The 25,667-nt window shown below is 51.3% G+C and carries 20 protein-coding genes and 2 tRNA genes; 13 read left to right on the top strand and 9 right to left on the bottom strand.

Features of this window, described 5'->3' with window-relative positions:
* Positions 1-36: 36 nt before the first annotated feature.
* A complete protein-coding gene (gene gltX / locus ABD035_RS10875) occupies positions 37-1,452 on the top strand; it encodes a glutamate--tRNA ligase (RefSeq protein ID WP_343870118.1) in 1,416 nt (471 codons plus the stop codon).
* Between the two features lie 42 nt (positions 1,453-1,494).
* On the opposite strand, the gene ABD035_RS10870 is transcribed toward gltX, so the two are convergent.
* Positions 1,495-1,851 carry a YfeC-like transcriptional regulator gene (locus ABD035_RS10870; RefSeq protein ID WP_212713344.1) on the bottom strand — a complete coding sequence of 119 codons (357 nt, stop codon included), beginning with the start codon at positions 1,849-1,851 and terminating at the stop codon, positions 1,495-1,497.
* 284 nt (positions 1,852-2,135) lie between these two features.
* Between ABD035_RS10870 and ABD035_RS10865 the strand changes: the two genes are divergently transcribed.
* From ABD035_RS10865 to ABD035_RS10850, 4 genes are all read left to right on the top strand, one after another.
* Positions 2,136-2,211 (top strand) — tRNA-Ala (locus ABD035_RS10865).
* Between the two features lie 41 nt (positions 2,212-2,252).
* A tRNA-Ala gene (locus tag ABD035_RS10860) sits at positions 2,253-2,328 on the top strand.
* Between the two features lie 1,037 nt (positions 2,329-3,365).
* On the top strand, positions 3,366-4,502 hold the full coding sequence (locus ABD035_RS10855) for an AI-2E family transporter (protein WP_343870115.1): 1,137 nt from the start codon (positions 3,366-3,368) through the stop codon (positions 4,500-4,502).
* A 323-nt stretch (positions 4,503-4,825) separates the two neighbouring features.
* Positions 4,826-5,869 (top strand): glycosyltransferase family 9 protein, encoded by a 1,044-nt coding sequence (locus ABD035_RS10850; protein WP_343870113.1) that lies wholly within the window; start codon positions 4,826-4,828, stop codon positions 5,867-5,869.
* 46 nt (positions 5,870-5,915) lie between these two features.
* Here the strand turns inward: ABD035_RS10850 and ABD035_RS10845 are convergent, their stop codons facing one another.
* Positions 5,916-7,103 carry a NupC/NupG family nucleoside CNT transporter gene (locus ABD035_RS10845; protein WP_343870110.1) on the bottom strand — a complete coding sequence of 396 codons (1,188 nt, stop codon included), beginning with the start codon at positions 7,101-7,103 and terminating at the stop codon, positions 5,916-5,918.
* Positions 7,104-7,487: 384 nt separating this feature from the next.
* On the opposite strand from ABD035_RS10845, the gene ABD035_RS10840 reads away from it, so the two are divergent.
* Positions 7,488-8,726 (top strand): Nramp family divalent metal transporter, encoded by a 1,239-nt coding sequence (locus ABD035_RS10840; protein ID WP_343870108.1) that lies wholly within the window; start codon positions 7,488-7,490, stop codon positions 8,724-8,726.
* A gap of 275 nt (positions 8,727-9,001) precedes the next feature.
* Positions 9,002-9,964, top strand: a complete 963-nt coding sequence (glk, locus tag ABD035_RS10835) for a glucokinase (RefSeq protein ID WP_212713349.1) — start codon at positions 9,002-9,004, stop codon at positions 9,962-9,964.
* A 49-nt stretch (positions 9,965-10,013) separates the two neighbouring features.
* On the opposite strand, the gene ABD035_RS10830 is transcribed toward glk, so the two are convergent.
* Together ABD035_RS10830 and ABD035_RS10825 are read right to left on the bottom strand one after the other, a co-directional pair.
* On the bottom strand, positions 10,014-10,745 hold the full coding sequence (locus tag ABD035_RS10830; protein ID WP_343870106.1) for a LytR/AlgR family response regulator transcription factor: 732 nt from the start codon (positions 10,743-10,745) through the stop codon (positions 10,014-10,016).
* Positions 10,742-12,460, bottom strand: coding sequence for a LytS/YhcK type 5TM receptor domain-containing protein (locus ABD035_RS10825; RefSeq protein WP_343870103.1), 1,719 nt, complete (start codon positions 12,458-12,460; stop codon positions 10,742-10,744). The genes ABD035_RS10830 and ABD035_RS10825 overlap by 4 nt, the downstream gene beginning before the upstream one ends.
* 441 nt (positions 12,461-12,901) lie before the next feature.
* On the opposite strand from ABD035_RS10825, the gene ABD035_RS10820 reads away from it, so the two are divergent.
* Together ABD035_RS10820 and ABD035_RS10815 are read left to right on the top strand one after the other, a co-directional pair.
* The gene (locus tag ABD035_RS10820) at positions 12,902-13,372 is read left to right on the top strand and encodes a universal stress protein (protein ID WP_212713352.1); all 471 of its coding nucleotides are present in this window, start codon (positions 12,902-12,904) and stop codon (positions 13,370-13,372) included.
* Positions 13,369-14,172 carry a hypothetical protein gene (locus ABD035_RS10815; RefSeq protein WP_343870098.1) on the top strand — a complete coding sequence of 268 codons (804 nt, stop codon included), beginning with the start codon at positions 13,369-13,371 and terminating at the stop codon, positions 14,170-14,172. Before ABD035_RS10820 ends, ABD035_RS10815 begins: the two co-directional genes overlap by 4 nt.
* A gap of 1,115 nt (positions 14,173-15,287) precedes the next feature.
* Here the strand turns inward: ABD035_RS10815 and ABD035_RS10810 are convergent.
* A complete protein-coding gene (locus ABD035_RS10810) occupies positions 15,288-16,502 on the bottom strand; it encodes an L-lactate MFS transporter (protein WP_343870096.1) in 1,215 nt (404 codons plus the stop codon).
* 166 nt (positions 16,503-16,668) lie between these two features.
* Complete coding sequence (locus ABD035_RS10805; RefSeq protein WP_343870094.1) at positions 16,669-17,568, bottom strand: DMT family transporter; 900 nt, start codon at positions 17,566-17,568, stop codon at positions 16,669-16,671.
* A gap of 190 nt (positions 17,569-17,758) precedes the next feature.
* Between ABD035_RS10805 and ABD035_RS10800 the strand changes: the two genes are divergently transcribed.
* On the top strand, positions 17,759-18,631 hold the full coding sequence (locus ABD035_RS10800) for a helix-turn-helix transcriptional regulator (protein WP_343870091.1): 873 nt from the start codon (positions 17,759-17,761) through the stop codon (positions 18,629-18,631).
* Positions 18,632-18,656: 25 nt separating this feature from the next.
* Here ABD035_RS10800 and ABD035_RS10795 read toward each other — a convergent pair whose 3' ends face one another.
* Together ABD035_RS10795 and def are read right to left on the bottom strand one after the other, a co-directional pair.
* Positions 18,657-18,905: a DUF2534 family protein gene (locus ABD035_RS10795; RefSeq protein ID WP_212713357.1), complete on the bottom strand. Its 249-nt coding sequence runs from the start codon at positions 18,903-18,905 to the stop codon at positions 18,657-18,659.
* Between the two features lie 647 nt (positions 18,906-19,552).
* Positions 19,553-20,056 carry a peptide deformylase gene (def, locus tag ABD035_RS10790; RefSeq protein WP_343870088.1) on the bottom strand — a complete coding sequence of 168 codons (504 nt, stop codon included), beginning with the start codon at positions 20,054-20,056 and terminating at the stop codon, positions 19,553-19,555.
* Between the two features lie 179 nt (positions 20,057-20,235).
* On the opposite strand from def, the gene cho reads away from it, so the two are divergent.
* Entirely contained in the window at positions 20,236-21,078 is an 843-nt protein-coding gene (gene cho, locus ABD035_RS10785) for an excinuclease Cho (protein ID WP_343870086.1), read from the top strand.
* Between the two features lie 744 nt (positions 21,079-21,822).
* Here cho and ABD035_RS10780 read toward each other — a convergent pair.
* On the bottom strand, positions 21,823-22,038 hold the full coding sequence (locus ABD035_RS10780; RefSeq protein ID WP_343870084.1) for a hypothetical protein: 216 nt from the start codon (positions 22,036-22,038) through the stop codon (positions 21,823-21,825).
* A 1,122-nt stretch (positions 22,039-23,160) separates the two neighbouring features.
* Between ABD035_RS10780 and ABD035_RS10775 the strand changes: the two genes are divergently transcribed.
* A complete protein-coding gene (locus ABD035_RS10775; protein ID WP_343870082.1) occupies positions 23,161-24,603 on the top strand; it encodes a cytochrome ubiquinol oxidase subunit I in 1,443 nt (480 codons plus the stop codon).
* A 16-nt stretch (positions 24,604-24,619) separates the two neighbouring features.
* Positions 24,620-25,666 carry a cytochrome d ubiquinol oxidase subunit II gene (locus ABD035_RS10770; protein WP_343870080.1) on the top strand — a complete coding sequence of 349 codons (1,047 nt, stop codon included), beginning with the start codon at positions 24,620-24,622 and terminating at the stop codon, positions 25,664-25,666.
* Position 25,667: the final 1 nt, after the last annotated feature.

The following is a 25,667-nucleotide window of genomic DNA, read 5'->3' as shown; positions in this document are numbered from 1 at the left end:
CAGTGATGATAAAACCGCGTCCTAAGGCAATGTTTAATGAAAATTAAGACTCGTTTTGCGCCAAGTCCTACCGGCTACTTACATGTGGGTGGAGCCCGCACCGCTCTTTATTCCTGGTTATACGCCCGCCACAATAAAGGTGAGTTCGTTCTGCGTATAGAAGACACCGATCTTGAACGCTCCACACCGGAAGCCATCGAAGCCATTATGGATGGTATGAACTGGCTAAGCCTGGACTGGGATGAAGGTCCTTATTACCAGACGAAACGTTTTGACCGCTATAACCAGGTCATCGATGAGATGCTGGAGGCCGGAACCGCCTATAAGTGCTACTGCTCTAAAGAACGCCTGGAGACACTGCGTGAAACGCAGATGGAAAATGGCGAAAAACCTCGTTATGACGGACGTTGCCGTGATAGCCATGAGCATCACAGTGATGATGAGCCTTGTGTGGTTCGCTTCCGTAACCCGCAGGAAGGTTCGGTGATCTTTGACGATCAGATCCGTGGTCCGATTGAATTCAGTAACCAGGAACTGGATGATCTGATCATTCGTCGTACCGACGGTTCACCGACCTATAACTTCTGTGTGGTGATCGATGACTGGGATATGGAAATCACCCACGTGATCCGTGGTGAAGACCATATCAATAATACCCCACGTCAGATCAACATCCTGAAAGCGATCGGTGCGCAGGTGCCGCTGTATGCACACGTTTCTATGATTCTGGGAGATGACGGTAAAAAACTGTCCAAACGTCATGGTGCCGTGGGTGTGATGCAGTACCGAGATGATGGCTTTTTACCGGAAGCGTTACTGAACTATCTGGTTCGTATGGGCTGGGCGCACGGTGATCAGGAAATCTTCTCTGTGGCTGAGATGACCGAGCTGTTCCGTCTGGATGCTGTCAGTAAATCTGCCAGTGCTTTCAATACTGAAAAGCTGTTGTGGCTGAACCACCACTATATTAATACGCTGCCGGCAGAATATGTGGCAACCCAGCTGCAATGGCATATTGAACAGCAGAACATCGATACCGCTGTCGGGCCGGAATTGCCTGCACTGGTTAAACTCCTGGGCGACCGTTGCAAGACACTGAAAGAAATGGCGGAAAGCTGCCGTTATTTCTATGAAGACTTTGATGCCTTCGATGCAGATGCTGCGAAAAAGCACCTGCGTCCGGTTGCGCGTCAGCCATTAGAATGTGTGGCTGAGAAACTGGCAGCGATCACTGACTGGACGGCTGAGAATGTTCATCAGGCAATTCAGTCTACGGCCGATGAACTGGAAGTGGGTATGGGTAAAGTGGGCATGCCATTACGTGTCGCGGTAACCGGTGCCGGGCAGTCTCCGGGCCTGGATGTGACCGTTGCGGCAATTGGCCAGCAACGCAGTATCGCCCGTATTCATAAAGCCTTAGGCTTTATTGCAGAGCGCGAAGCACAGGCGTAAACGCGGTCAATGTACCGGAAACCGACGGGTTTCCGGTCTTTATTATTCCCCGTCCGGGATATCCAGTCGTTGCAGCATTCCGCGGATCCCTTCACGAAGTAACAACCCGCTTAACTGTTCTTTTTCATGACGTGTCATCTGACTGATACTGCTCAACAGCAGGGTCGCCAGTGGATCTTTTTCGGCAAAATAGTTGCCTTTCGGTTCAGACACATGCCTGATGGAATCCAGAAACGTCTTCACTTCTTCATCAATATGTATCAGCCGGGCTTTGCCTCCCTGTACACCAGGTTTTGGCAGGGTTGTCCAGCCTTCACGCTTGATCCACTTATTGATCGTCTGGCGGCTATACCCTGTTTCCAGCGCCAGTTCTTCCGGAGTCATCCATTCCTTTTTCACACTGTTTTCCTTTCCTGGTTGATGTAACGATGTCATTTTACAATGAAAGGTAACGTGTACTTTGAAAAAAGAAAAGATTTCGTCATCATCCCTATGGACGGATTCACTTTTTATTTTCCTTAACTCCCCGGGGACTGCGATCCTGAGGAGCTGCAGATGAGGTTACCCCCTGAATCTGGCGGCTTTTTCAGCAGTTGCACACAGATCAGAAATTTGCCGTTGACACTCATGCGCCGGTTTCATATTATGCCGTCCGTCAGGTCAGCCCTGACAATTTTCGGTCTGGGGGTATAGCTCAGCTGGGAGAGCGCTTGCATGGCATGCAAGAGGTCAGCGGTTCGATCCCGCTTATCTCCACCATTACTTCAACAGAAGTAACGCACCGAAAATATTCCAGATGTGGGGGTATAGCTCAGCTGGGAGAGCGCTTGCATGGCATGCAAGAGGTCAGCGGTTCGATCCCGCTTATCTCCACCACTTCTTTCTTCTCGTCCGATCTGTTTTTCTTTCAGCCTCATTCTTCAGCATTATCATCGTTAGCACTGCTTTCCTGATCTCAGTTTGTCCCGATTAACGCCTTATTAAATAAAGTGTTAGGCTGTTATTCGTCGGCTATCGGTCATTATCCCTGCAAAGTCTCAGGTCTCAGGTCTCAGGTCTCAGGTCTCAGGTCTCAAGTCTCAAGTCTCAAGTCTCAGGTCTCAGGTCTCAGGTCTCAGGTCTCAAGTCTCAAGTCTCAGGTCTCAGGTCTCAGGTCTCAGGTCTCAGGTCTCAGGTCGAAATAGTTATCCTGTTATCATTTAAAGTAACGTGATGATGTATAACCTTATTTTCAGGTTTTTTATCTTTGTCATTAGCTGTCGCCGTCGGCAGATAAATACTTTTTACTGCCCCTGCTGTCTGTATCGCGACGAAACTCTAACACGCTTAGTATAGTTCAGGGACGTTGCCGCCAGCAGGTGACCGGCAATCGGCGTCGTGCCGGAGAGGCGGATCCTCCGGGATGCTCAGAGAAACCCGGCAGTGTATTAAAGAATGACAGTGATACCGGCAACGCGACAGACGTATGTTGTTGCAGGGGAGTAGCTTACGTGTTTGTGCGACCGCTCTTAGGCCATTTGCGGGGGACGTATCAGGGCGAATGGCCGAACAGTGTGTTTTCCGGCCAGTGGAATACTGGCAGTGATACGCGTGAAACAGAGCCGGGGCATCCTGAGGTCCGGGCGTCTCACTGCAAAGGCCCCCGAATTTCCTGTTATCTTTCAGTAAGTCAACTCATTCGTGGCCTTCACCGGGATCAGCGCCTCTGTGTTTTTGCTGCCAGGCATGGTGAAAGGGGACTGCAGAAGAATGCGCAGGGGAGATCGTCTTCCGGCGAGTGAATAAACTGTTTTTCCTGTGACTACCGGGTCAATGATGGCTATTTCTTCTGCATCCTGTTGCCGGGAAGTTGCTTTCTGTACTTTATTCACTACATTTAACAGTAACTTATTCAGAGATAATGAGAATAAAAAATGAGAATCAAAGGCATTAATGAAGGATTTTTTGTGCTGCTCTTATTGCTGAGTACCCTGGCGTTTTGCATGGTACTCAAGTCATATTACTCGTCCATATTCTGGGGAGTGATTCTTGCACTGCTGTTTTATCCGCTTAAAACACGGATCAGGGCGTGGCTTGGCGATAAAAATGGTCTGGCGGCATTACTGACGTTACTGATCATCTGTCTGATCGTCTTTATTCCGTGTGTGGTTGTGATGAGCTCTCTGGCTTATGAAGGCAATGAGGTCTACAACAATCTCCAGCAGAACAACCATTTTTTATCCACCTCCATCAGCACTGTGGTTCAACATCTGCCTGGCTTCGTGCAGGAATTTCTGAATCGTTATCACCTGACCAATGTCGATCAGCTTCAGCAAAGAATTTCCGGCCTGGCGATGCAGGGGAGCCATACACTGGCCAGCAGCGCGCTGGTGATAGGGCAGGGAACCTTCAGCTTTACGGTCGGTTTTATCATTATGTTATACCTGCTGTTCTTCTTCCTGAAGGATGGTGCCTATCTGATTAGCCTGGTACTGGATGCCCTGCCTCTGAGCCGTGATGTAAAACATCACCTGTTCACTAAACTGGCCGCCGTTTCCAAAGCCACGGTAAAAGGAACGGTAGTCGTGGCAATTGTGCAGGGCGCGCTGGGGGGGCTGGCTTTCTGGTTCCTGGGTGTGGAAGGCAGTGTGCTGTGGGGGGCATTAATGGCGTTCCTTTCACTGGTGCCTGCCGTCGGGTCAGCCATTATCTGGCTTCCGGTGGCTATCTATTTCCTCGCCGCCGGACCGCTGTGGAAAGGTGTCTTCCTCGTGGTTTTCTTTGTCGTCGTGATCGGGCTGGTGGACAATATCCTTCGTCCGTTACTGGTGGGTAAAGAAACACGTATGCCGGATTATCTGGTGCTGATCTCCACCCTGGGCGGAATGGAATTGTTCGGCCTTAACGGGTTTGTTATCGGACCGCTGATTGCTGCGTTGTTCATCGCCTGCTGGAATTTATTATCCGGTCGTGACAACCAGTCCAATACCGATAGAATCGATGATGATGTTATTGCCGAAGGGCAGGAGAGTCATAAAGTGCAGCAGGTGACGGCGGATAAAGCCGACTAATCACTGATAAAAGCGTGTCTGTCAGCCCGGTCGCGGCACTTTTAAGCGCGTCGTCACTAAAAACCCCTGGCTCAGGGGTTTTTTCATCTCTGCGTGCGGTCATATTTTCTGCCTTGTGGCTGCAACCTTCTATACATCAGAGGGTCTTATCAGAAGTATCGCCGGTACAGGAAGGTCTCCGGCCCCACGTACTGGGAGACTCCTGCGGATCCTGGACTCAGGCCGTCGGACTGATGATTCTGAACATGATGATAAGCCTGTAAAACAGTGTCAGGCGCCTGGCCGCCTGAGCGTACAAATAAAACAAAAAAGTTGACCAAAAGATGAAAATACTGATTATTCAGAGGGATAACATCGGCGATCTGATACTGACTACGCCGCTTATCTCCTCCTTATCACGTACTCTGGGGGGCAAGGTTGACCTGCTGGTAAATACCTATAATCAAAAGGTTCTGGAAAATAATCCTCATGTGGGGAAGGTTCATCCCTACAGTAAATTACACCACCGGCAGCCGGGGCAGTCATTGTTTTCTGTCCTTTTACAGCGGGTTAAAAGCTACCTGAATGTACGCAATACCGGATATGACGTCGCCATTATTGCCCGCGGGGAGTGGTCTGAGCGGCCGCTGAAATGGGCCAAACTCTCCGGTGCGAAGCGCATCATAGCCATTGGTAATGATACCCCGCCGGAGGTGAGTGACCCGGTGACTCTGTCCGGTGAGCAGTGTCATATTGTTGAGTTATTCTCCCGCCTTGCTGCTCCCCTTGGGGTCACTGAGCCGCCGGCCGGACTGGAATTGTACCCTACCCGTGAAGAGATCCTGACCATGCGTGAACGTCTGCCGCTGTCGGAAGAACTTCCGGTGTTTGGTATTCAGATAAGCTCCCGTAAGCCGGAACAGCGCTGGCCGGCAGAGAAATTTATTCGTCTGATGCATGAGATTGCCTCGCAGCAGCCTTGTCAGTTCCTGCTGTTCTGGTCACCCGGCGCGGCGGACAATAAGAGTCATCCGGGGGATGATGATAAGGCCCGGCAGATTATTGAGGCCTGCCCGGATATTGCGTTGATCCCGGCACAGACACGTAACCTGAGAGAACTGATTGCCGGCATGTCTCTTTGCCAGCAGATACTGACCAGTGATGGCGGGGCATTGCACGTCGCCGCCGGAGTGCAGGTGCCGACCGTGGCCCTGTTCGGTAACAGTGATGCCTGGTTCTGGGGCCCCTGGAAGGTACCTTCAGAAATCCTGGAGGCCCCCGGGCAGGATGTTTCCCGGCTGGAAGTGGAGGTGGTGGTGAAGCACTTCATGCAGTTACGTCAACGGGTCGTCGCTGCGGATCAGGCCACGGTGGTGGCTGAGCGTTAAAAAAAACGGGGCCTGTGAAGGCCCCGTTTTTTGTCTGTGTGTCGGATCAGGCAAGAACCAGTCCGGCAACCGCTGCGGATAACAGGCTGACCAGCGTTGAACCGTAAAGTAATTTCAGACCAAAACGGGAGACAATGTTCCCCTGCTCTTCATTCAGACCGCGGATAGCGCCCGCGACGATACCGATAGAGGAGAAGTTAGCAAAAGAGACCAGGAAGACAGACAGGATCCCTTCGGAGCGGGGAGTCAGCTGGCTGGCCATTTTCTGCAGGTCCATCATGGCGACAAACTCGTTCGACACCAGCTTGGTCGCCATGACACTACCTACTTTCAGCGCTTCGTCAGCAGGTACACCAATGATCCAGGCAAACGGGTAGAACAGGTAACCCAGGACACCCTGGAAGCTGATACCGAAAATGCTGGTAAACAGCGCATTGATAGCAGAGATCAGCGCAATAAAACCAATCAGCATGGCCGCCACAATGATAGCGACACGGAAACCCGCAATGATGTATTCACCCAGCATTTCGAAGAAACTTTGTCCTTCATGGGTGCTTTTCAGTTGCAGATCATCTTCCTGTTCGACTTTGTAAGGGTTGATAATCGACAGCACAATAAAGGTACTAAACATGTTAAGGATCAGGGCGGCGACCACATATTTAGGCTGCAGCATCGTCATATAGGCACCGACGATAGACATGGAAACCGTAGACATCGCCGTGGCAGCCATGGTGTACATACGGTTATGGGACATCTTCCCGAGGATATCTTTATAAGCGATAAAGTTTTCAGACTGCCCAAGGATCAATGAACTGACCGCGTTGAACGATTCCAGTTTGCCCATACCATTGATTTTGGACAGTACCGTACCGATGGCGCGGATGACCAATGGCAGCACCCGGAAATGCTGAAGAATACCGATCAGCGCGGAGATGAAAACGATAGGGCAAAGGACGTTCAGGAAGAAGAAAGCCATGCCTTTGTCATTCATTCCGCCAAAGACGAAGTTGGTTCCCTCGGCGGCGTATTTCAGCAGAGTATCGAAGAAACCTGCGAACGCTCTGACAAAACCGAGACCGGCTTCTGAATTCAGGAAAAACCATGCCAGCAGAACTTCGATAACCAATAGCTGAATAACGTAGCGGATACGAATTTGTTTGCGGTTTTTACTTGCCAGTAAAGCAAGGACTGCGACAACCACCATTGCCAGAATAAAGTGAAAAATGTGTGCCATGCGGGCTCCGGTTCTGAGGAGAGTTATATTTTGTGGTGTATTCTATGTAACACGCCGCATAAAAACGAGATCCAAAACCCAATATAAGCAAAAGATCTCGCTGTTTTTTCTGAATAACCGACGCAGACAGTGTGTGCTTTTGTATGGAATGTATCGGATTATTAAATAATCTGTCGTTTTTCTGTTAATTTCTCATTCTCCTCCGGCGAAACTGTTCACAAAATCCTTTGCTCAAATTTTGCTAATCGGGTAACGTGAGGGTTCGAAGTATAGCCAGTGCTATACTTTTTAGCTCCGTCTATTGATGTAATAATTATTATCGATTTAACGCCCCTGATGCTTTACAGGTAGAGTGGGGGTCAACCATAGCTCCGGGGAACCCAGATGCCAGACAGTCAGATTACTGAACGTAATAACAAACAGAGAAAAGTGAAACTGGCGCTGATGGGGCCTGCGTTCATTGCGGCGATTGGTTATATCGACCCCGGAAACTTCGCAACTAACATTCAGGCCGGTGCCAGTTATGGCTATCAGTTGCTGTGGGTGGTTGTCTGGGCAAATATTATGGCGATGCTTATCCAGTTGCTTTCTGCGAAACTGGGGATTGCCACCGGAAAAAACCTGGCTGAGCATATCCGTGACCGTTTTCCCCGCCCTGTCGTCTGGTTCTACTGGGTGCAGGCCGAAATAATCGCGATGGCGACCGACCTTGCGGAATTTATCGGTGCAGCATTAGGGTTCAAACTGCTGTTCGGCATTTCATTGCTGGAAGGGGCGGTAGTCACCGGCATCGCGACGTTCCTGATCCTGATGTTACAGAATCGCGGACAGAAGCCTCTGGAATGGGTGATCGGCGGAATGCTGCTGTTTGTCGCCGTGGCCTATGTCATTGAATTATTCTTTTCTCAGCCGAATCCTGCAGGCTTACTGCGCGGTATGGTGGTGCCTGCATTACCGGAAACGGATGCCCTGTATCTGGCGGCCGGGGTACTGGGTGCCACCATTATGCCGCATGTAATTTATCTGCACTCGGCACTGACACAGCGGGATACCGGCGGTAACCGCAGTCAGCGTTATAGTTCGACAAAAATGGATGTCGCCGTGGCGATGACGATTGCCGGTTTTGTTAATCTGGCTATGATGGCCACGGCCGCGGCTGTATTCCATTTTAATGGGCATACCGGTATAACGGAACTGGATCAGGCCTATGTGACCCTGAAACCGCTGCTGGGAAATGCGGCCGCCCTGGTATTTGGTCTGAGTCTGGTCACTGCCGGTCTGTCATCTACGGTGGTGGGGACACTGGCCGGCCAGGTGGTTATGCAGGGGTTTATTCATTTTACCATCCCGTTATGGGTACGCCGTGTCGTGACGATGTTGCCGTCCTTTATCGTTATTATTGCCGGCATGGATCCGACCCGGGTACTGGTCCTGAGCCAGGTGTTACTGAGTTTTGGCATCGCATTAGCCCTGATCCCTTTACTGGTCTTTACCGGTAATCCCCGTCTGATGGGTGAACTGGTGAACAGTAAAAAAATACGTATCACCGGCGGTGTGATAGTTGTCCTGGTGATAATGCTTAACCTCGGGTTGTTGGTAGGTGAAGTTCCGGGACTATTGTAGTAATCTGCAAATCTCCGGTCTGAACTCAGCCGGATGGCGGAACGCCTTCTGAAAGGGCGGGGTTACTCCCGGAGTGGCAGGTGTGACTGTCAAGGGTAAAAAGTTTTCTTTGGTATTATTCAGCATCTTACCTATGTGCATGGGGTATTCTGCAAGGTATGGTAGATGACTGTAAAAATTATAATGTGATTTCACCGGAATTCCCGGTGAAGAAATAATTTGAAGACGCCACTGCGTCTTCACCATCAATTACCCCCAAGCGGAGTAGCATAAGAATGACAAACTATGCCTTGGTCGGCGATGTCGGCGGAACTAACGCCCGCCTTGCATTGTGTGAGGTGAGTAACGGTAACATCTCACAGACCAAAACCTTCTCTACCTCTGATTTTCAGAGCCTGGAGGATGTCATCCGTCACTATCTTTCGGAACAGCCGGAAGTGCAGGCTGCCTGTATTGCGATAGCCTGTCCGGTCAAAGATGACTGGATCGAGATGACTAATCATCACTGGGCATTTTCCATCGAAGAGATGAAGCAAAATCTTGGTCTGGAACATCTGGAAGTGATCAACGATTTTACCGCCGTCTCAATGGCTATTCCGTGTCTGAGTGATGAGGATGTTATTCAGTTTGGCGGCAATGAACCGGTTAACGGTAAACCTATTGCCATCTACGGTGCCGGGACCGGGCTGGGCGTGAGTCATCTGGTGCATGTGGATAAACGCTGGGTCAGTCTTCCGGGCGAAGGTGGTCATGTCGATTTTACCTGTGGCACCGAAGAAGAAGATATGATCATGAGCGTGCTGCGTGCAGAACGTGGCCGTGTTTCTGCTGAACGTGTACTGTCCGGGAAAGGGCTGGTAAATATTTACCGTGCGATTGTGATTTCAGATAACCGTGAACCGGAGGTATTACAGCCTCAGGATGTGACTGAACGCGCGCTTTCCGGAGAGTGTACCGATTGCCGCCGTGCGCTGTCCCTGTTCTGTGTCATCATGGGCCGTTTCGGTGGCAACCTCGCGCTGACGCTTGGCACCTTTGGCGGTGTTTACATTGCCGGGGGGATTGTGCCGCGTTTCCTGGAATTCTTTAAAGCCTCCGGTTTCCGTGCCGCCTTTGAAGATAAGGGGCGTTTCCGTGCCTATGTTCAGGATATTCCTGTCTACCTGATCACCCACGATCAGCCGGGGCTGTTAGGTGCCGGTGCGCATATGCGTCAGTATCTGGGTGTGGTGCTGTAACTACACCCTGTGATAGTTCGCTGTAACCGCACCGGTACTGACCGGACGGTTACAGCTTCATCAGCTGGCGAAACGCTTTCACTTTACTGCGGCTGACCGGGATCTGAAATTCCAGCTCATGGAGTTTCAGGATATAGGTATTATTAAACCAGGGCTCAATTTCGCGGATCCGGTTCAGGTTGACGCAGAAAGAGCGGTGACAGCGGAAGAACTGACTCTCCGGAACCCGCTGGCAAAACTCACTGATACTCATCGACATAATAAACTGATCTCGCCGGGTATAGACGATGGTCAGCTTCTCATGGGCTTCCGCATAACAGATATCGTGGATATTGGTCACGATAATCCGGTCATCCTTTACCAGATTGATAGTCTGCTGGATCTTTTCCGCCGCCCGGGGAGCCACAGGGTGTTGCTGCGCCTGCCAGTTGCTTTCCAGCTTATTCAGCATCGTCACGATACGGGATTCCTGGTAGGGCTTAAGAATGTAATCAAAGGCTTCTAATTCGAAGGCTTCCACGGCGTGCTCTTTCCAGGCCGTAATAAACACAATTAACGGGCGCACGGCGAACATACTGATATTTTTTGCCAGCAGCATGCCGTCCAGCGACGGGATATTGATATCGAGAAAGATCACATCCACCTGATGATTTTGCAGATATTTGAGGACATCCACACCGTCGGTAAAGCAGCCCTCAATACTGATATGACTGTGATGCTGTATCATCCAGCGGAGTTCCTGTTGCGCCAGGTACTCATCTTCCACAATTATGGCCTTCACGTAATATTCTCCGGACTGAACTGTCGTTGGTCGGGAGGCTTAGCCGCGACGTCTTTAGTTACGGTAAAGGAGATTTCGGTGCCGGGTGAAAGCCGGCGGATACACAGCCCTTCACCGTACAGCAACCGGACGCGATGATGAACATTCAGCAGTCCTATCTTGTTCCCGGGCATCTCATTACCGGCTACCCGACGAATAACGTCTTCGCTGATCCCGTCACCGGTATCGCGCACCGAAATATGCACATCCCCGCAGGTTTCTGTCTTTCTGACCGTAATGGTGACCACACCTTTTCCCTGGCTCCGCTGTATACCGTGCACAATGGCATTTTCCACCAACGGCTGAATTAACAGGCTGGGAATTTTGCAGGCAATATCTTCATCAATATCGTAAATCACCGAGAGCTTATCGCCGAAACGCGCCTGTTCGATAGCGATGTAATCCATCACCTGATACAGCTCTTTTTTGATATCAATGGTTTCGTCATCACTCAGCTCCAGGTTATAGCGCAGGTAGCGGGAAAGATTGATCACCAGTTGTCGTGCGGTATCCGGGTTCATCCGGATAGAGGAAGAAATGGCATTCAGTGCATTAAACAGGAAGTGCGGGTTAATTTTACTCTGCAACGCACGGAGTTCAGCTTTATTCGCCATCTCGCGTAATTGCTCGGCCCGCGAAACTTCCAGCTGGGTCGATATGATCTGTGACAGACCGACCGCCATCTCTTTCAGCGAGCCGGTTATTTTATGGGCCCGGCGATAATAGATTTTTAATGTGCCGGCGACCGTACCTTTTTCCCGCAGCGGGATCACCAGAATAGAGTGGATGTCCCGGGTACGGTAAGCTTCATCATTATTGCGGATGATGATTTTCCCGCTGGTAATAGCCAGGGTGGTGGTCGGGCTCAGGCTGATATTTCCCGTCTGGTAGTGTTCCTCGCCGTATCCGACATAAGCCAGAATCTCCCGGCAGTTGGTCAGGGCAACGGCATCTGCGTTGATATCATGGCGGATAATTTCACATACCTGGCGTAACGATTCGCTGTTCACCTGACGGAACAGGGGCAGTGTTTTGTTTGCAATATCGAGTGCCAGCTTGGCCTGGCGGGCGGCCTGGGCTTCTTTTTCACCTTCCACGCTCTGCACCAGTAAAACAATCAGACCGATACTCATCGACCCGAGGATCATTGGCAGTGCAATTTCACTGACTATCTCGATGCCCAGGGCGGCAGGGCGGGCGAAGAGCACAATCAGCAGCATGGTCAGGGATTCACATAACATCCCGCAGAGGATGCCGGCGCTCCAGCGTCTGGATTTATCGACTCGCTGATAAATCATTCCTGAAATCACGCCAGCCAGAATACTGGTGATCAGGCAGGGAATTGAGCTGACCCCGTGCATATCGATCAGATAGCGATGCAGTCCGGCAATGATCCCCGTAGAAATGCCGACCCAGGGACCAAACAGGATCCCGCCGGACATCACGGCAATGATACGTACGTTCAGCAGTGACCCATCAACATTGATCCCGGTCCAGGTACTGAACAGCGCAAATAACGAAAAAATAACGATGACGGTCAGTTTTTCTGCCGGCGTGTAGTCATCTTTTTGCAGTAACTGGCGGAAAGGGGCGGCCCGGGTCAGAAAAAACAGGCAAATCAGCATCAGGGCTGCCCGATCAAAAACTGCCAGTAGCTTATCAAGGTGCAGGAACATCGGGGCTGGCCTTAGATCAGAATGCGACAGGAATTGCGGCGTATGATAGAAAAAACTCACCCTGTGCACCAGTACCGGGCCCGGTTATTCCACCTGAATGGGTATTCTGATCAATTTTTTAACCTGCCGGCGGCCCGCCAGTCTGGCTGACGGTACCGGGAAATAGCTGCTTACCTCATCACATCAAATTTTTCAGGATTGAAAATATATTAAAAGCCCGTTTCTGCCGCGCAGTATTCCTTTTACACTCCGGGATGCGGTAATCGGCAATTCCGGACCTTTTTCATCGCCGGACGGCATCAATCCTCTGACAAATATAGATAATCAGGCTACAGTAGTTGCTCGTTAAACTGAGTTACCCGCAGACGACGTGATGTCTTTCTGAAAATATACTGATGCGACAACGGGTAACCGCCTTTCACTGAAAGTGAGCTTGATAGAATGAAAACACTGTTAATGGCGATTGATCGTCAGGCTACCATGGCAGAAAAAGTGATTAACGTGACTCTGGAACAGGCCAAAGCACATCAGGCGTCGGTGATTATTTTATGTTGTGTGGCGCCGGATGATGCTGCCTGTAGCCAGCCGATTGAAATTGATACCGCTGAAAAAAACGCGCTGTCGATGGATGCGCTGGACTCCCGTAATTCCGCTGAACAGATAGTGCGCTATGCGCTTAACCCGTTTGCGGAGGCCGGTATTCCTGCCCGCGGAATGATTTGCAGCGGTGACCCGGCCACCACGATTGTTGAACAGGCTGACCGGCTCAATGTATCAATGATTATCATGGGGCGGCGTCATCTTTCTTCGTTCAACCGTATTCTGAAAGGTTCAGTCAGCGCGGCGGTCCTGGAAAGGGCACACTGTCCGGTATTAGTCGATGTATCACGAGAGCCTTCGCCTTCAGTATGACTGACACCCTTATCCCTTCTATTGCTGGTCTGATTATATCGGGGCTTTTCTGGACACTGGTTGTCAGGAAAAGCCGGTTGTCACTGGCCGGCGGACTTCTGCTGACCGTGTTACCGGTCATTGCCGGAAATCTCTATTGGTTTTATGCCTGTAAACCTGAACGGGATGCCCGGAAACAGGAACAACAGGCGCTGGCTGAGATGGCCTCTCTGCCGGGCTACCGGATACTGAAAGTTCAGGAACCCGGGCTCTGGCGTATGCTTCAGCCGGCGTTTTTACGCTCAGTGCGCGAAGGTAATAGTGTGCCTGTCGCGCTGGGGCAGTTGCGCGGTATGCTGGTGGATGTGATTAATCAGCGGATTGGCCGGGCCAGTGACGATGCGGTGATCCATTATGTCTCGATGTCGGTAGATGAAATGAAGACGCTGGATAACCTCTCATCCGACGCCTGTTTTCGTTTCCTTTATCCCCAGGTCGAGGGCGGGGTTAATCTGATGCAATTGCTTCCGCCGGCGTTGAACACGGAAGATGCTCAGGCGATGGAGGCACTGCTGCTGACCAGTCAGGGGCCGGATAAACCATTGAATAAAACACTGGCGACCGAAACCCTGAAAGAAGTGGTCAGTACGCTGTATCCGCGCTGGGGGGATCAGCTCAGACAACTGAATGAACCCGGAGATACTTCCTCGAATCATCAGGCGCTTTGTCATATGACAATCGACTTCTACCAGACCATTCTCAGCTTACCCCCGGTTCAGTCGGTAAACCTGTTACGGATGATGGTGCTTAGTGCCGAATAACCAGCAGTACCCGAGAGGTGGCTCAATGCCGGGAGTATTCCGTCCTGCATTGGGGCGGGGTCATCCTGCTGTGCTGCGGGTCGATCGCCGGCGGCCTCTTGTGTGCCGCCGGGCCATCCGATCACCACGCTTTGCTTCGCAGGCACTGACCCGATGAAGTGTGGACTAAAGTATTCATTGCCGGTGATGTGCCGCCGGACCATCCGGCCTCCACGTTTTATTTAGCAGGCACTGACCTGATGAAGTGTGGACCAAAGTATTCATTGCCGGTGATGTGCCGCCGGGCCATCCGGCCTCCACGCTTTGCTTCGCAGGCACTGATCCGGTTAAGTGCTACTTAAGCATTCATTGCCGGTAATGTGCCGCCGGACCATCCGGCTTCCACGTTTTATTTAGCAGGCACTGACCCGATGAAGTGTGGACCAAAGTATTCATTGCCGGTGATGTGCTGCCGGGCCATCCGGCCTCCACGCTTTGTTTAGCAGATACTGATCCGGTTAAGTGCTACTTAAGCATTCATTGCCGGTAATGTGCCGCCGGGCCATCCGATCACCACGCTTTGTTTAGCAGATATTGACCCGATGAAGTGCGGATCAAAGCCCTCATTGCCGGTGATGTGCCGCCGGACCATCCGGCTTCCACGTTTTATTTAGCAGGCACTGACCCGATGAAGTGTGGACCAAAGTATTCATTGCCGGTGATATGCTGCCGGGCCATCCGATCACCACGCTTTGTTTAGCAGATATTGACCCGATGAAGTGCGGATCAAAGCCCTGATTGCCGGTGACCCGGCTCAGCTACTGTGCATGACCGTTAATACGTCCGCCATGATCCTGCCCCGGGGCTGAGCTGCAGGGTAAGTGAACTATTATTTCCCGGTCTCCGCAGCGGACTCCATACGCTTCAGCCCCCCGGTTCCGTCAGGCCGTTTGCGCTCACGGCAATGCTGTGGAGTGATGAAGCGGTCTGTGCTGATTTTCCTGTCGGGGGCTGTGAACGTAAAAGCAAACAAAGAGGCAAGGATAGAATGAGGGTAAGGGGGCAGTTCAGGAAGACGGGGGGATCAGGAGGCCTGCTACAGTGAGCAGGCACAGTGATTGCGGTGAAACGGGCAGTCAGGAATTCAGGGCCGGAGCGGTAGAGACAAAACGTACGCCCGGCTGGCGAATGGTTAGTGATAACACCAGCGATACTGTCAGCAGAACCATAATCAGGGCGAAAGTGACGGTGAATCCGCCTGACAGCGAAGCGACCAGCGAACCGAGAATACTGCCGATACCGAAGCCCAGATAAATCACACCATAATTTTTAGTCAGATTATTCAGGCCAAAAAAATCACTGACCAGAGAGGGGAAGACGGTGATGGTTCCGCCGAAACTGAATGCGATACTGGCCACCGCCATGAAAAACGTGGTTTCATTCAGTGACGTGAACATTAACAGGCTCATCCCTGCCAGAGAGATAATCTGCGCCAGAGAGATGACACGAATGCGTGGCAGTTTATCGGATAAGACTCCCAGAACCAGGCGCCCGCCCAGGTTGGCTACCGCGATCACGGTGACCGCGTTAGCTGCGCTCAGCGCAGGCAGGTGAACCATGCTCTGACCGATATCTTTAGCCACCCCGATGACATATAAGCCGCTCATACAGGCGGTAAGAAACATCAGTGCCAGCATCCAGTACTGCGGTTGTTTCATCGACTCCGCCAGAGAGAAATCACATACCGAAACAGCACCGGGCTGCGCTTCTCTGCGTGGGGCCTCTTTCATCAGTGATGCACCGATAGCCACCATCACCAGCGCAATACAACCCCACAGCATAAAGGTATGTTCAAGCCCCTGGTGAACCAGCAGATAGCTGCAGATAAATTTAAAGCCCAGACTGCCCAGACCGTATGCCCCAATAGCACAGGCAGAGATAACGCCCTTACGTTCCGGGAACCATTTCACGCAGTTTGACAATGTCATCAGATAACCGGCCCCATCGGCCAGTCCGACCAGTACTCCGGCACTGAGATACAGCATCGGCAATGATGAGGCGTTGGAAGTCAGGAAAAAACCGACCGCCAGTAACACACCGGCACCGACGGTGACTTTTTTCACGCCGAACCGCTCCTGCAGTTTACCGGCCAGAGAGGAGGCAATTGCCAGTCCGAGACTGAGTAAGCCGAAAGAAAGTGCAACTTTACTGATGGGGGCTGAAAGTTTTTCTGACAGGGGCTGATTAAACAGGCTCCAGGTATAGACTGAGCCAAGGGCGAACTGCGTAATAATGGTGCCGGCCAGTGTCAGCCAGCGGGTCATGGGTGAAAAAGGTGAGTTTGTATTCATATCATGCTCCGCATGCAAGTTATCTGCTGCGGTGAGCATAATGAATCCCTGCTTTTGTGTGTGGGTAATGGCATGAAATGCAGTTTTCAGGGAATGAATGGCAGGGGAGGGGGAATAAACGGAGTAATGGGCAGCGGCCTGTCTGTTAACCGGCCGCTGCCAGGGGTTATGAACGGTGGTTGTTAAGCCGCAGGGGAGTGCGGATAAACATTAACAGGTTAGCGCAGGAGATAGCTGCCAGCCCGATAATGGCATGGGGTTCCCAGACGAAACCTTCATATTCTGCGGAAAACGCCAGGGCAACCAGAGGAAATAACAGGGTACTCCAGCTGGCTTTAGCGGCACCGATCCGTCCCAGTAAAATAAAGTAAGCGCCGAACCCGCAGACGGAACCGATAATGGCCAGGTAACAGACCGCGCCCAGCCAGCGGATATTCCCCGGAGGAACGAGTGAATATCCCATCACCAGGCTCAGTAACGCCATCACTAACGCGCCATAGAGCATGGCATAACCGGTTGTGGTCAGTGTATCCTGCTGCTGCCGTTGGTGGCGAACACTGATCATATTGCCCAGCGAAAAGCCAAGTGTACCGAGTGCCGATAAGCCGATGCCGGCCAGCAGTTGCGGTGAGACGTGGTTTTCTGATAACTGCGGCCAGAATAAGATGACAATACCCCCGATGCCGATCACAACGGCCGGCCAAAAGCGGGCGGGCGGTTTCTGCCGGAAGAAAATCCAGCTGTTAACCGCGTTATAGCAAACCGCCATCGAAAAGATAACGGATTCCAGACCGCTATTGATCCACTGGGCAGCGTGATAAAAGCAGACGAAATTTATCCCGAAAATCGTACATCCCTGAAGGAGACAATAGAGATGTGTCTGCCGGGACAACGACTTCAGCCGCCCGCTGAGTTTCAGTACCAGCAATAAAACCACCGACGCCAGCGCAAAACGCCAGAACACAGCCACCGTGACCGGAATTGCAGCATTATGTTCCTGCACAAAGATAGCAATCCAGGTGGTTCCCCAGATCAGAACTACAGCGAAATAGAGCAGTATTGTCATTATTAACCTCCGGCCAGTGTTTTTCTTCCTGCCCTCAGTATTCACAAAACAGAGAGCGACCATTTGTACCAGTCTGCTGCCGGTTTGCGTATTTCTGCGCTTTTATGTGTGCCGGGTGAGGTATTAGTGGCGCACGGGGACAGCGGCAGAATACACTGTGCGTCTGACAGCCGGAAAAGGCGGAGAGAAGATGCCTGATTATCAGACGATGGAAATTCTGCAACGCCATAAAGCCAGGCTGCTCGACAGCGTTGCACTGGACAGCGGGGTTCAGCTGGCTTCGTGGTTTAACCAGTGTGACAGAGTTCACCACCAGAGCAACCACCACACGCTGAGTCTGTATATTGCGGATGGTTATGACACCTGGCATAAAACGCCCCACGGATGGCGTAACGGGGGCGGGCCGGATCGTTTTTGTCTGATGCCTGCCGGCAGTGGTTCGGTCTGGGATGTCCGTGCCCGCCTCTCATTTGTGCATCTCTATTGTACGGAGGAGCATTTATCCGTACTGGCAGAAAAAATCTGGGATCGCAGCCCGTCTGATGTCGTACCCGATGAAAAAATCTTTGCGGATGATGGAAAAATCACTCAGCTTTACCGGCAGTTTCTGCTGAATTATGACTGGCAGCAACCGGCGAACCACCTGTTACTGAGCACGGCCAGTACGTTACTGCTGACCTGTCTGGTACAGCAGTACAGTCGGGTTAACTGGGCTTTGCCGGTGGTCCGGGGCGGCCTGGCACCGGCCACGCTCAGACGGGTGTGTGAATTTATTGAGCATCATCTCAGCGATTCGCTGACGTTGTCCACGCTGGCCGGGGAGGCTGCGTTAAGTGAATACCACTTTTCAAGGATGTTTCGCCAAAGCACCGGACGGCCGCCACATCAGTATGTGATGGAAAAACGCATGGCAAAGGCGGCTGAGTTGCTCAGATATCAGGGCATACCACTGACAGATATCGCGGTAAGCTGCGGGTTTAATTCACTGAGCCATTTCAGCCACCGTTTTCGCCGCTGGTCCGGAATGAGCCCTTCAGTATACCGTCAGGACCGGCACCGATAGCGGTGCCGGACTCAGGGCAGGGCGGTCAGTGACGGGCGTCGCTTTCACCCAGGAAGAAATACCAGAGAGGAACCGAAAAAATTCCTGTAAACACGGCAGTATAAATGACTATCATCATGCACTGGGTCAGGATAAGTTCCGCAGGCCATTCGTTCAGTGGCAGATGATACTCATCAAATACGCCCCCGATTATCGCTCTGCTCATTACACAGGCGGTGATCACCGCAACGGTAATAACCGCATATAAAAAATGACGCCTTTTTTTGTTTAACATCTCTCCGTTACCTCGTTCAGTCCGGCGACCCGGAATGCCCATGAATACTGACAGTATTCATCAAACGGTACCTGTTTATGTCACCGGAGTCCGTGATCTGCTGCGGATTGGCGGTTAACACTTGTCGCCAGCAGCTAACCGGCACTGAACTGTGCCGGAACCTCAGCCAGACCACTATCATAGCGCCTGTTTTTATTTAACAAAAGGTTAACTTTAATGCCTGGCGGCGATGGGGTAATTCCCTGCTCACGGTGAAAAATCACTAATGTATTTATAATAAGAATTATTATCAGGCTTAAATATGGCTACAGAATATAGCGTAATAAGCGCCGTGCAGTTCTCCCAGCGGTGAACCGGAATTCAACTCCGGGGGAGTTATTTAAAAATAATATTAATGATATTAATATTATTTTGTGTCTTTGCCGGTAGGCGATCAAACGAAGTGAATTTCTGACTGCGGCGAAAAAGTCCGTGAATCTGAGCGTGTTTAAACGCAGAAATACTTTTTGGTAAAACGAGCGGCTGGTCAGAAACGGATCCGCCGGACATTTCCGGAAGGGGATAAAGCCTCAGTCTGTCGCGCATAATTACGCGACAGTATTGCCGGCTGCCGCATCGTGCCCTCAGCAGGCAGCCTGTAGCGCAGACTATTTTTTCAGCTGCTTTTTCAGACGGGTGAGCACCCGTTGTTTTTTTAAAGGGGACAGATAACTGGCGGGAGAGCGTCCATGGAGATGGTCGAGGGTATGCTGCAGAAAAACGGCCAGATAACCTTTGGCTTCCAGTTGCTGATGCCGGCCCTGCGGATCCTGATATTTCACCTTCACCGCTACGGCACGGGTAGTCTCTATCGTTTCATCGGGCAACGAAGGACATTGTTCTTTGAAGAGGGCAGTATCCTCTGAGTATCCGACAATTACCGGATTGATCAGCACAAATTGCTGACGGCGAGTCTGTTCATCGGTGATATCAATCGCGACGATTTGTTTCGGTATACCCAATTGAATGGCTGCCAGTGCCGATTCCTGGTGGGTTTTCATGGCCTCATGCAGCGTTGCGATATCCCGGGCCAGCTGTTCATCAAACTGTGTCACCGGCTGGCAGGGTTGCTGCATTTCAGGCTGGACAATGGAAAAGATCGTGGTGTCCATAATGTGTCCGTTGTTGAGAATTCATCGTGTTTCAACAGCATAGCCGGATCACTGGCCAGGGAAAAGTCCGGATTTACTGCAGCAAACCGGGGGACGGGGCTGATGTATAAAAGATATTGTACAGAAACACCGCGCAACGGCTAAAATAACGTCACTCAAAGAGAGGTAATACTGACGTAATGAGAGCCAAAAGTTATCACTGGCAGCCTGAAAAAGTGCCGTTTATCTACCCGGTGGCACTGCGCGAGAATATAGAAAGTGTTCCTGCCGTCACCGGTGTCTATTTTTTTTATGGTGAAAGCGACACGATGCCACTTTACATTGGCAAGAGTGTCAATCTCCGTTCACGCCTGTTGTCACATTTACGTAACCCTGATGAGGCGAAACTGCTGCGTCAGACCCGCTATATCCGCTATCAGCAGACATCCGGAGAGATAGGGGCGCTCCTGCTCGAGGCACAATTGATTAAGCAGCTTAAGCCATTATTTAATAAAAGATTGAGGAAGCTCAGGCAGTTGCATACCTTGAAAATGGATGAGGCGGGGATCAGCGTGGTTTCCCTCACCCAGCAGGAGATTGGCTACAGTGAAAATATCTACGGATTATTCAGGAATCGTTATAGCGCTCAGGAAGCGCTGAAGGAGATCGCCGATCGCCATCAGCTTTGTTATGGACTGCTGGGGATTGAAAAAATTTCCGCCGGCCGCGCCTGTTTCCGCCATGCATTACGTAAATGTTCCGGTGCCTGCTGCGGCGTTATCACTACCGAAGCGCATAATGCTCAATTACTGGAAGCATTACAGACCCTTAAAGTCGTCTGCTGGCCGTGGCCTGGCCGGGTAGCGTTGCAGGAAGGCGATAGATATCATGTGATTGACCATTGGGCATGGCTCGGAGAAGCAGAGACCCTTGAGCAGGCGAGAGATCTGACGCAGGTCTCCGGCGGGTATGATATCGACAGTTATAAAATCCTGTGTAAGCCTCTGTTATCCGGTAATTACGGCATTATCCCGCTCTCCTGAGCAGGGGCACCGGCTTTACCCGGGAGCCGGAGGAGACAGAACTGCGGGATCTGCCACCGGGCACCAGTGATCCCGGGTCACGCCTCACCGGTGCGGTGGCGACCGGAGGCGATGTTCTGGCGGGCGGGCAAAGGGCGTCATCCTGCCAGTCACCGGCGGTTCCGGGAGCGGTTTTCAGGGTGCGGCTTATCCGGTAATAGTTATTCCGCTTTCCGCGAAATAAATGGTGAGGTCGTTTTCCGGCAGGATTTTTTTATTTTATCGTGTTTCTTGCTAAAAAAGAAAATACCGGCTACCCGGTTTTCCGGGTGGATATGGCGTTCAGAAAAACGGGAGATTATCTTTATTTCCGGCGGATAACGTGGCCGTTTTTTCATTTGTCGCACAGACATTATCGCGCGGGAACCGAAGCACGGACGCATCTGAATTGAGGGGCCAGGGGGCGGTGCCTGCCGATATGTTCGTCAGACCCCCCGGGAGAGGGAAGCCGGCCATTTCACGACAGAGAGGGCCAGGCGCTGTGACAGGCCCTTCGTCACCCGCAGGGCCAGGCGCTGTGACAGGCCCTTCGTCACCCGCAGGGCCTGGCGATGGTTGTGCCGCTGTCGGGAGGACTGGCGGTTTACCGGAGACCGGAGTTCCTGATTTCGCTCCGCGCTGCCGGTTGTCCTGCACTGCAGCCATGTGTCTGCAGTGCCCGTGAGTCTACGGCATCACCTTCCGCGGCAGGGCTATCATCGATGGCTAAGGGACACACTCCGTCTGTGCGGCTATATAACTCTGCTCACAGGCACAGGCACAGGCACAGGCACAGGCACAGGCACAGGCACAGGCACAGGCACAGGCACAGGCACAGGCACAGGCACAGGCACAGGCACAGGCACAGGCACAGGCACAGGCACAGGCACAGGCACAGGCACAGCGTGATAACCGGGCATAATCACTTTGCCTGCCCGGCATTGACGAATGACCTCGTGACCTCCACTCCGATCCCAATAGGGGAGGGGGCGAGCCCTTGCCGCAGACCACCAATCGACGGCTTCCGGTGGTTATTTTGCCGGGTGCCGTAATGACCCAAAGGCGGCGGACGGCATCCGCCGGTTCTGCGGGATCGTCAAACCAGAGTGTCTTTTGGCCTGCCAGTAAAGTTTGCTATCCCTGAAAACAAAATGTATGGTATTAAATAAGAAAGATTCTTATTCTCAATTACCATGTTGTTATAATTAGGTTATATTGGTTATAAAATATAGCCTCAGGTTTTATTTGTGTATATTTAAAAGTAAATTAAATGGCCTTTATTTACGTCGGGTGGCTATGACTATATTAACTAGACGTGATTATAAATATAGGCAATTAATATTTCTTTCAGGATAGCGTAATTTTATTTGCGGTAATTCTCTTCTGAGCCCTCTCGCAGCTTGTGTTTTTAAATTTATGATTTAAATGGGTAAAATCTTATTTCTGATATTTAAATTATATCTGAACCCGGCGGGGTGAGTTGTTTTCTCCTTCAGAGATCACGGGCTGATTTTCTTTTGGTTACAATTGGTTCATTGAATGGGGAATAATTTTTTTGGTTGTGAATGAATATAATACACTCCGCAACAAAAAGTCGTTTTTCCCACATTTTTCTTGACAACATCCGGGTGTGGAGGAATATACTGGGCCTCATTCGGACTACACAGAACCAGTTATTGTGCTCTTATGACAATATATGCGTCTCTAAAATCTGGGTACATCTCTTATAAGCAAATTCAGCGTCAGTCAGTTCAGTAATTTGTTTATAGTCGGGTACCGCATAGCGCTTATCCAATAAGCTTCGCCTGTAAACGCTTCGTTGCAAGAATTGTTTACGTCCCTGTTTGTCAAGATAAGGGCGGTCGGGCAAGTTTTATCCTGTGGTTTTTGTTTTTTGCAGGGGAATGTGCTATCGGAGTGCTCTGGCGTTTAGAGGAAAGGATGGTGCGACACCTGATTCTACTTCTCCCTGTCTCTGCTCTTATCATTTTACCTGCCTGGTAAGGGAATTGGCTCGTGGGTGTCGCGGGCTACTACGGTCACTTAATACAAAAGAAGATAGTCATGTTAAGTAATGATCTCACATCGCTGATTACGCGTATCGACTTCGCGTTAATCTCATCAATTCATATAATTTATCCACCGCTCACCATTGGTCTGGCTCTGCTTCTGTTCATTTCTGAACTGATTTGGGTCAGGAAAAAAGATGATAAGTGGTACCGCATAACACGTTTTTTTGAAAAGCTGTTCATTGTCAACTTCGGCGCGGGTGTTGCTACCGGGGTTACGATGGAGATGGCTTTCGGTATCCTTTATGGTCGCTTCTCTCAGGCCGCCGGTCCGTTCTTCGGCCAGGTCTTAGGGTATGAAACCATTACAGCCTTTATGTATGAAGCCGGATTCATCGGTCTGATGATCTTTGGCTGGGGCAAAATCAGTCGCGGTATGCACCTGTTTGCAACCTTTAACGTCGCGCTGTCTTCAACACTGTCGGCAATGTGGATCCTGGTCGCAAACTCCTGGATGCAGACGCCAACCGGTGTTGTCTACAAAAATGGTATCTTCGAGGTCACTGACTGGATTGCGGCACTGTTTAATACCAACGTCCGTTCTGCTTTCCCGCACATGCTGCTGGCGAGCTTTGAACTGTCGCTGACTTTCGTGGTCTCAGTCTGTGCCTTCTTCGTACTGAAGCGCCGTCATGTGGATATCTTCCTGAAACCGTTTAAATATGGTCTGGTCGCGCTGGCAGTTGTCGCGGCAGCACAGGTGTATATGGGGGATGTTCTGGGTGAAAATACCCTCGAGAACAAACCTGCAGCGCTGGCAGCGATGGAAGGTCAGTATGATGCTTATGATGCGCAAGGCAATGTTAACAATGCCTGGAACATCATCGGCTGGCCAAATAAAGAAGGTACAGGCCTGGCATGGTCGATTTCTATCCCTCATGCACTGAGCCTTATCGAAACTAAAACCTGGAATGGCCCGGTACGCGGACTGAACAGCTTCCCGAAAGATGAGCAGCCACCGGTTGTCATCCCGTTCTATACCTTCCGTATCATGGCAGCTGCGGGTGGTGCACTCCTGCTGGTTAGCCTGTGGGGCGTATGGCTGATGGCTCGTCGTCGTCTGACGGCGGAAAAAGCGTCAGATAATAAGCTGTTCCTGATGATTTCTGTGGCGATGGTGGTTCTGCCTTATCTTGCGGTTATCGCAGGCTGGTGGACACGTGAAATCGGTCGTCAGCCGTGGATTGTTTACGGACTGATGCGTACAGAAGACGGAATGAGTGCTATGACCACCGGTCTGGCTATCTTCTGGCTGATTGGCTTTGCCATCTTCGAATCAGCGGTCGTTGTCGGTACTATCTGGTTCCTCGCGAAAGTGGTTCGCCAGGGTCCTGATTTAACCAGCAACATCCCGGGTGAAGGTCATGAACACCTTGGGCAGCTTGACCTGCCTGAAGGCGAGCATGCTGACCATCCCGAATACATAAGACCGGTTTGATACGGAGAAGAAAATCATGGATATGCTTAATCATACTCAGCATTTTTTGATAATTGCCTGGTGGCTGGCCTTTGGCGTCAGCGTACTATTATACATCGCGCTTGATGGCGCAGACCTCGGTGCCGGGATCTTCTCTCTGTTTGTGAGAGATCACGATGAGCGCGGCGCTATCATGGCAGCGATGGCCGGAACCTGGGATGCTAACGAGACCTGGCTGATTGTCGCGGGCGGTATCATGTTTGGTACTTTCCCGTTCGTTTACGGCTCTGCGTTCAGTTACCTGATGGTACCTATGGCTCTGGTCCTGTGGGGCATTATGTCCCGTGCGGTGGCCCTGGAGTTCCGTCACCTGGCGTCCCCGTTCTGGCAGCGTTTCTCTGACGGTGTATTCGGTGTTGCCAGCCTGACAGTAACGTTCTTTGGTGGTATTTGTGTCGGTGCGGTACTGCAAGGTTTTGCACTGGATACGCCTGCTCAGGGTGTACCGCACTATGCGGGTGGGGCGTTCAGCTTTATTACCCCATTCTCTGTCTGGACCGGTATTGCTTCCTGTATCGCCATGACGTTCTCGGGTGTTCTGTTTGTCCGTGCACGTTTTGAGAAAACCGAACCCCTGCGTCAGATTGCTGCACGCTGGACGGCCGTGGTTTTCTGGTTAGCGATTATCGCCGTGGTTATTACCTGGATCTGGAGCGCAGCAAACTTCGACTGGGCACGTGCGAAATGGTTTGGTCCGCACTTCTGGATTTGGGGTATCTTTGCCCTGCTGGCACTGATCTGCATCGAAATGGTACGTCGTGATACCCTGAAAGATAAAGATTTTGCGGCAATCCTGTGGTTCAACGCCGCTGCACTGATCCTGGGTTTTGGTATGCTGATTACCATGTTCCCGTGGATTGTGCCAGGCACCTGGACTATCTGGAGTGGAGCCACCCCGCAGGTTTCCCTGATCACCTTCACCCTGACCATGGGTGGGTTCGTACCGGTCATGCTGATGTATAACTGGTATCAGATTTGGGTATTCCGCGGCCGTATCTCTAAACTGGTTGGCTACGGACACTAAT

Source organism: Tatumella terrea, from assembly GCF_039523755.1.
GTDB lineage: Bacteria > Pseudomonadota > Gammaproteobacteria > Enterobacterales > Enterobacteriaceae > Tatumella > Tatumella terrea.
Note: the sequence above shows the minus strand (reverse complement) of the source record. Positions and strands in the feature narration are given on the sequence as shown.

Coding starts and splice junctions, on each gene's coding strand:
- glk (WP_212713349.1), top strand. CDS start 9,002: ATGACAAACTATGCCTTGGTCGGCGATGTCGGCGGAACTAACGCCCGC.
- ABD035_RS10850 (WP_343870113.1), top strand. CDS start 4,826: ATGAAAATACTGATTATTCAGAGGGATAACATCGGCGATCTGATACTG.
- ABD035_RS10855 (WP_343870115.1), top strand. CDS start 3,366: ATGAGAATCAAAGGCATTAATGAAGGATTTTTTGTGCTGCTCTTATTG.
- ABD035_RS10805 (WP_343870094.1), bottom strand. CDS start 17,568: ATGACAATACTGCTCTATTTCGCTGTAGTTCTGATCTGGGGAACCACC.
- ABD035_RS10770 (WP_343870080.1), top strand. CDS start 24,620: ATGGATATGCTTAATCATACTCAGCATTTTTTGATAATTGCCTGGTGG.
- ABD035_RS10825 (WP_343870103.1), bottom strand. CDS start 12,460: ATGTTCCTGCACCTTGATAAGCTACTGGCAGTTTTTGATCGGGCAGCC.
- ABD035_RS10815 (WP_343870098.1), top strand. CDS start 13,369: ATGACTGACACCCTTATCCCTTCTATTGCTGGTCTGATTATATCGGGG.
- cho (WP_343870086.1), top strand. CDS start 20,236: ATGAGAGCCAAAAGTTATCACTGGCAGCCTGAAAAAGTGCCGTTTATC.
- ABD035_RS10845 (WP_343870110.1), bottom strand. CDS start 7,103: ATGGCACACATTTTTCACTTTATTCTGGCAATGGTGGTTGTCGCAGTC.
- ABD035_RS10775 (WP_343870082.1), top strand. CDS start 23,161: ATGTTAAGTAATGATCTCACATCGCTGATTACGCGTATCGACTTCGCG.
- def (WP_343870088.1), bottom strand. CDS start 20,056: ATGGACACCACGATCTTTTCCATTGTCCAGCCTGAAATGCAGCAACCC.
- ABD035_RS10795 (WP_212713357.1), bottom strand. CDS start 18,905: ATGTTAAACAAAAAAAGGCGTCATTTTTTATATGCGGTTATTACCGTT.
- ABD035_RS10810 (WP_343870096.1), bottom strand. CDS start 16,502: ATGAATACAAACTCACCTTTTTCACCCATGACCCGCTGGCTGACACTG.
- gltX (WP_343870118.1), top strand. CDS start 37: ATGAAAATTAAGACTCGTTTTGCGCCAAGTCCTACCGGCTACTTACAT.
- ABD035_RS10820 (WP_212713352.1), top strand. CDS start 12,902: ATGAAAACACTGTTAATGGCGATTGATCGTCAGGCTACCATGGCAGAA.
- ABD035_RS10840 (WP_343870108.1), top strand. CDS start 7,488: ATGCCAGACAGTCAGATTACTGAACGTAATAACAAACAGAGAAAAGTG.
- ABD035_RS10800 (WP_343870091.1), top strand. CDS start 17,759: ATGCCTGATTATCAGACGATGGAAATTCTGCAACGCCATAAAGCCAGG.
- ABD035_RS10780 (WP_343870084.1), bottom strand. CDS start 22,038: ATGCCGGGCAGGCAAAGTGATTATGCCCGGTTATCACGCTGTGCCTGT.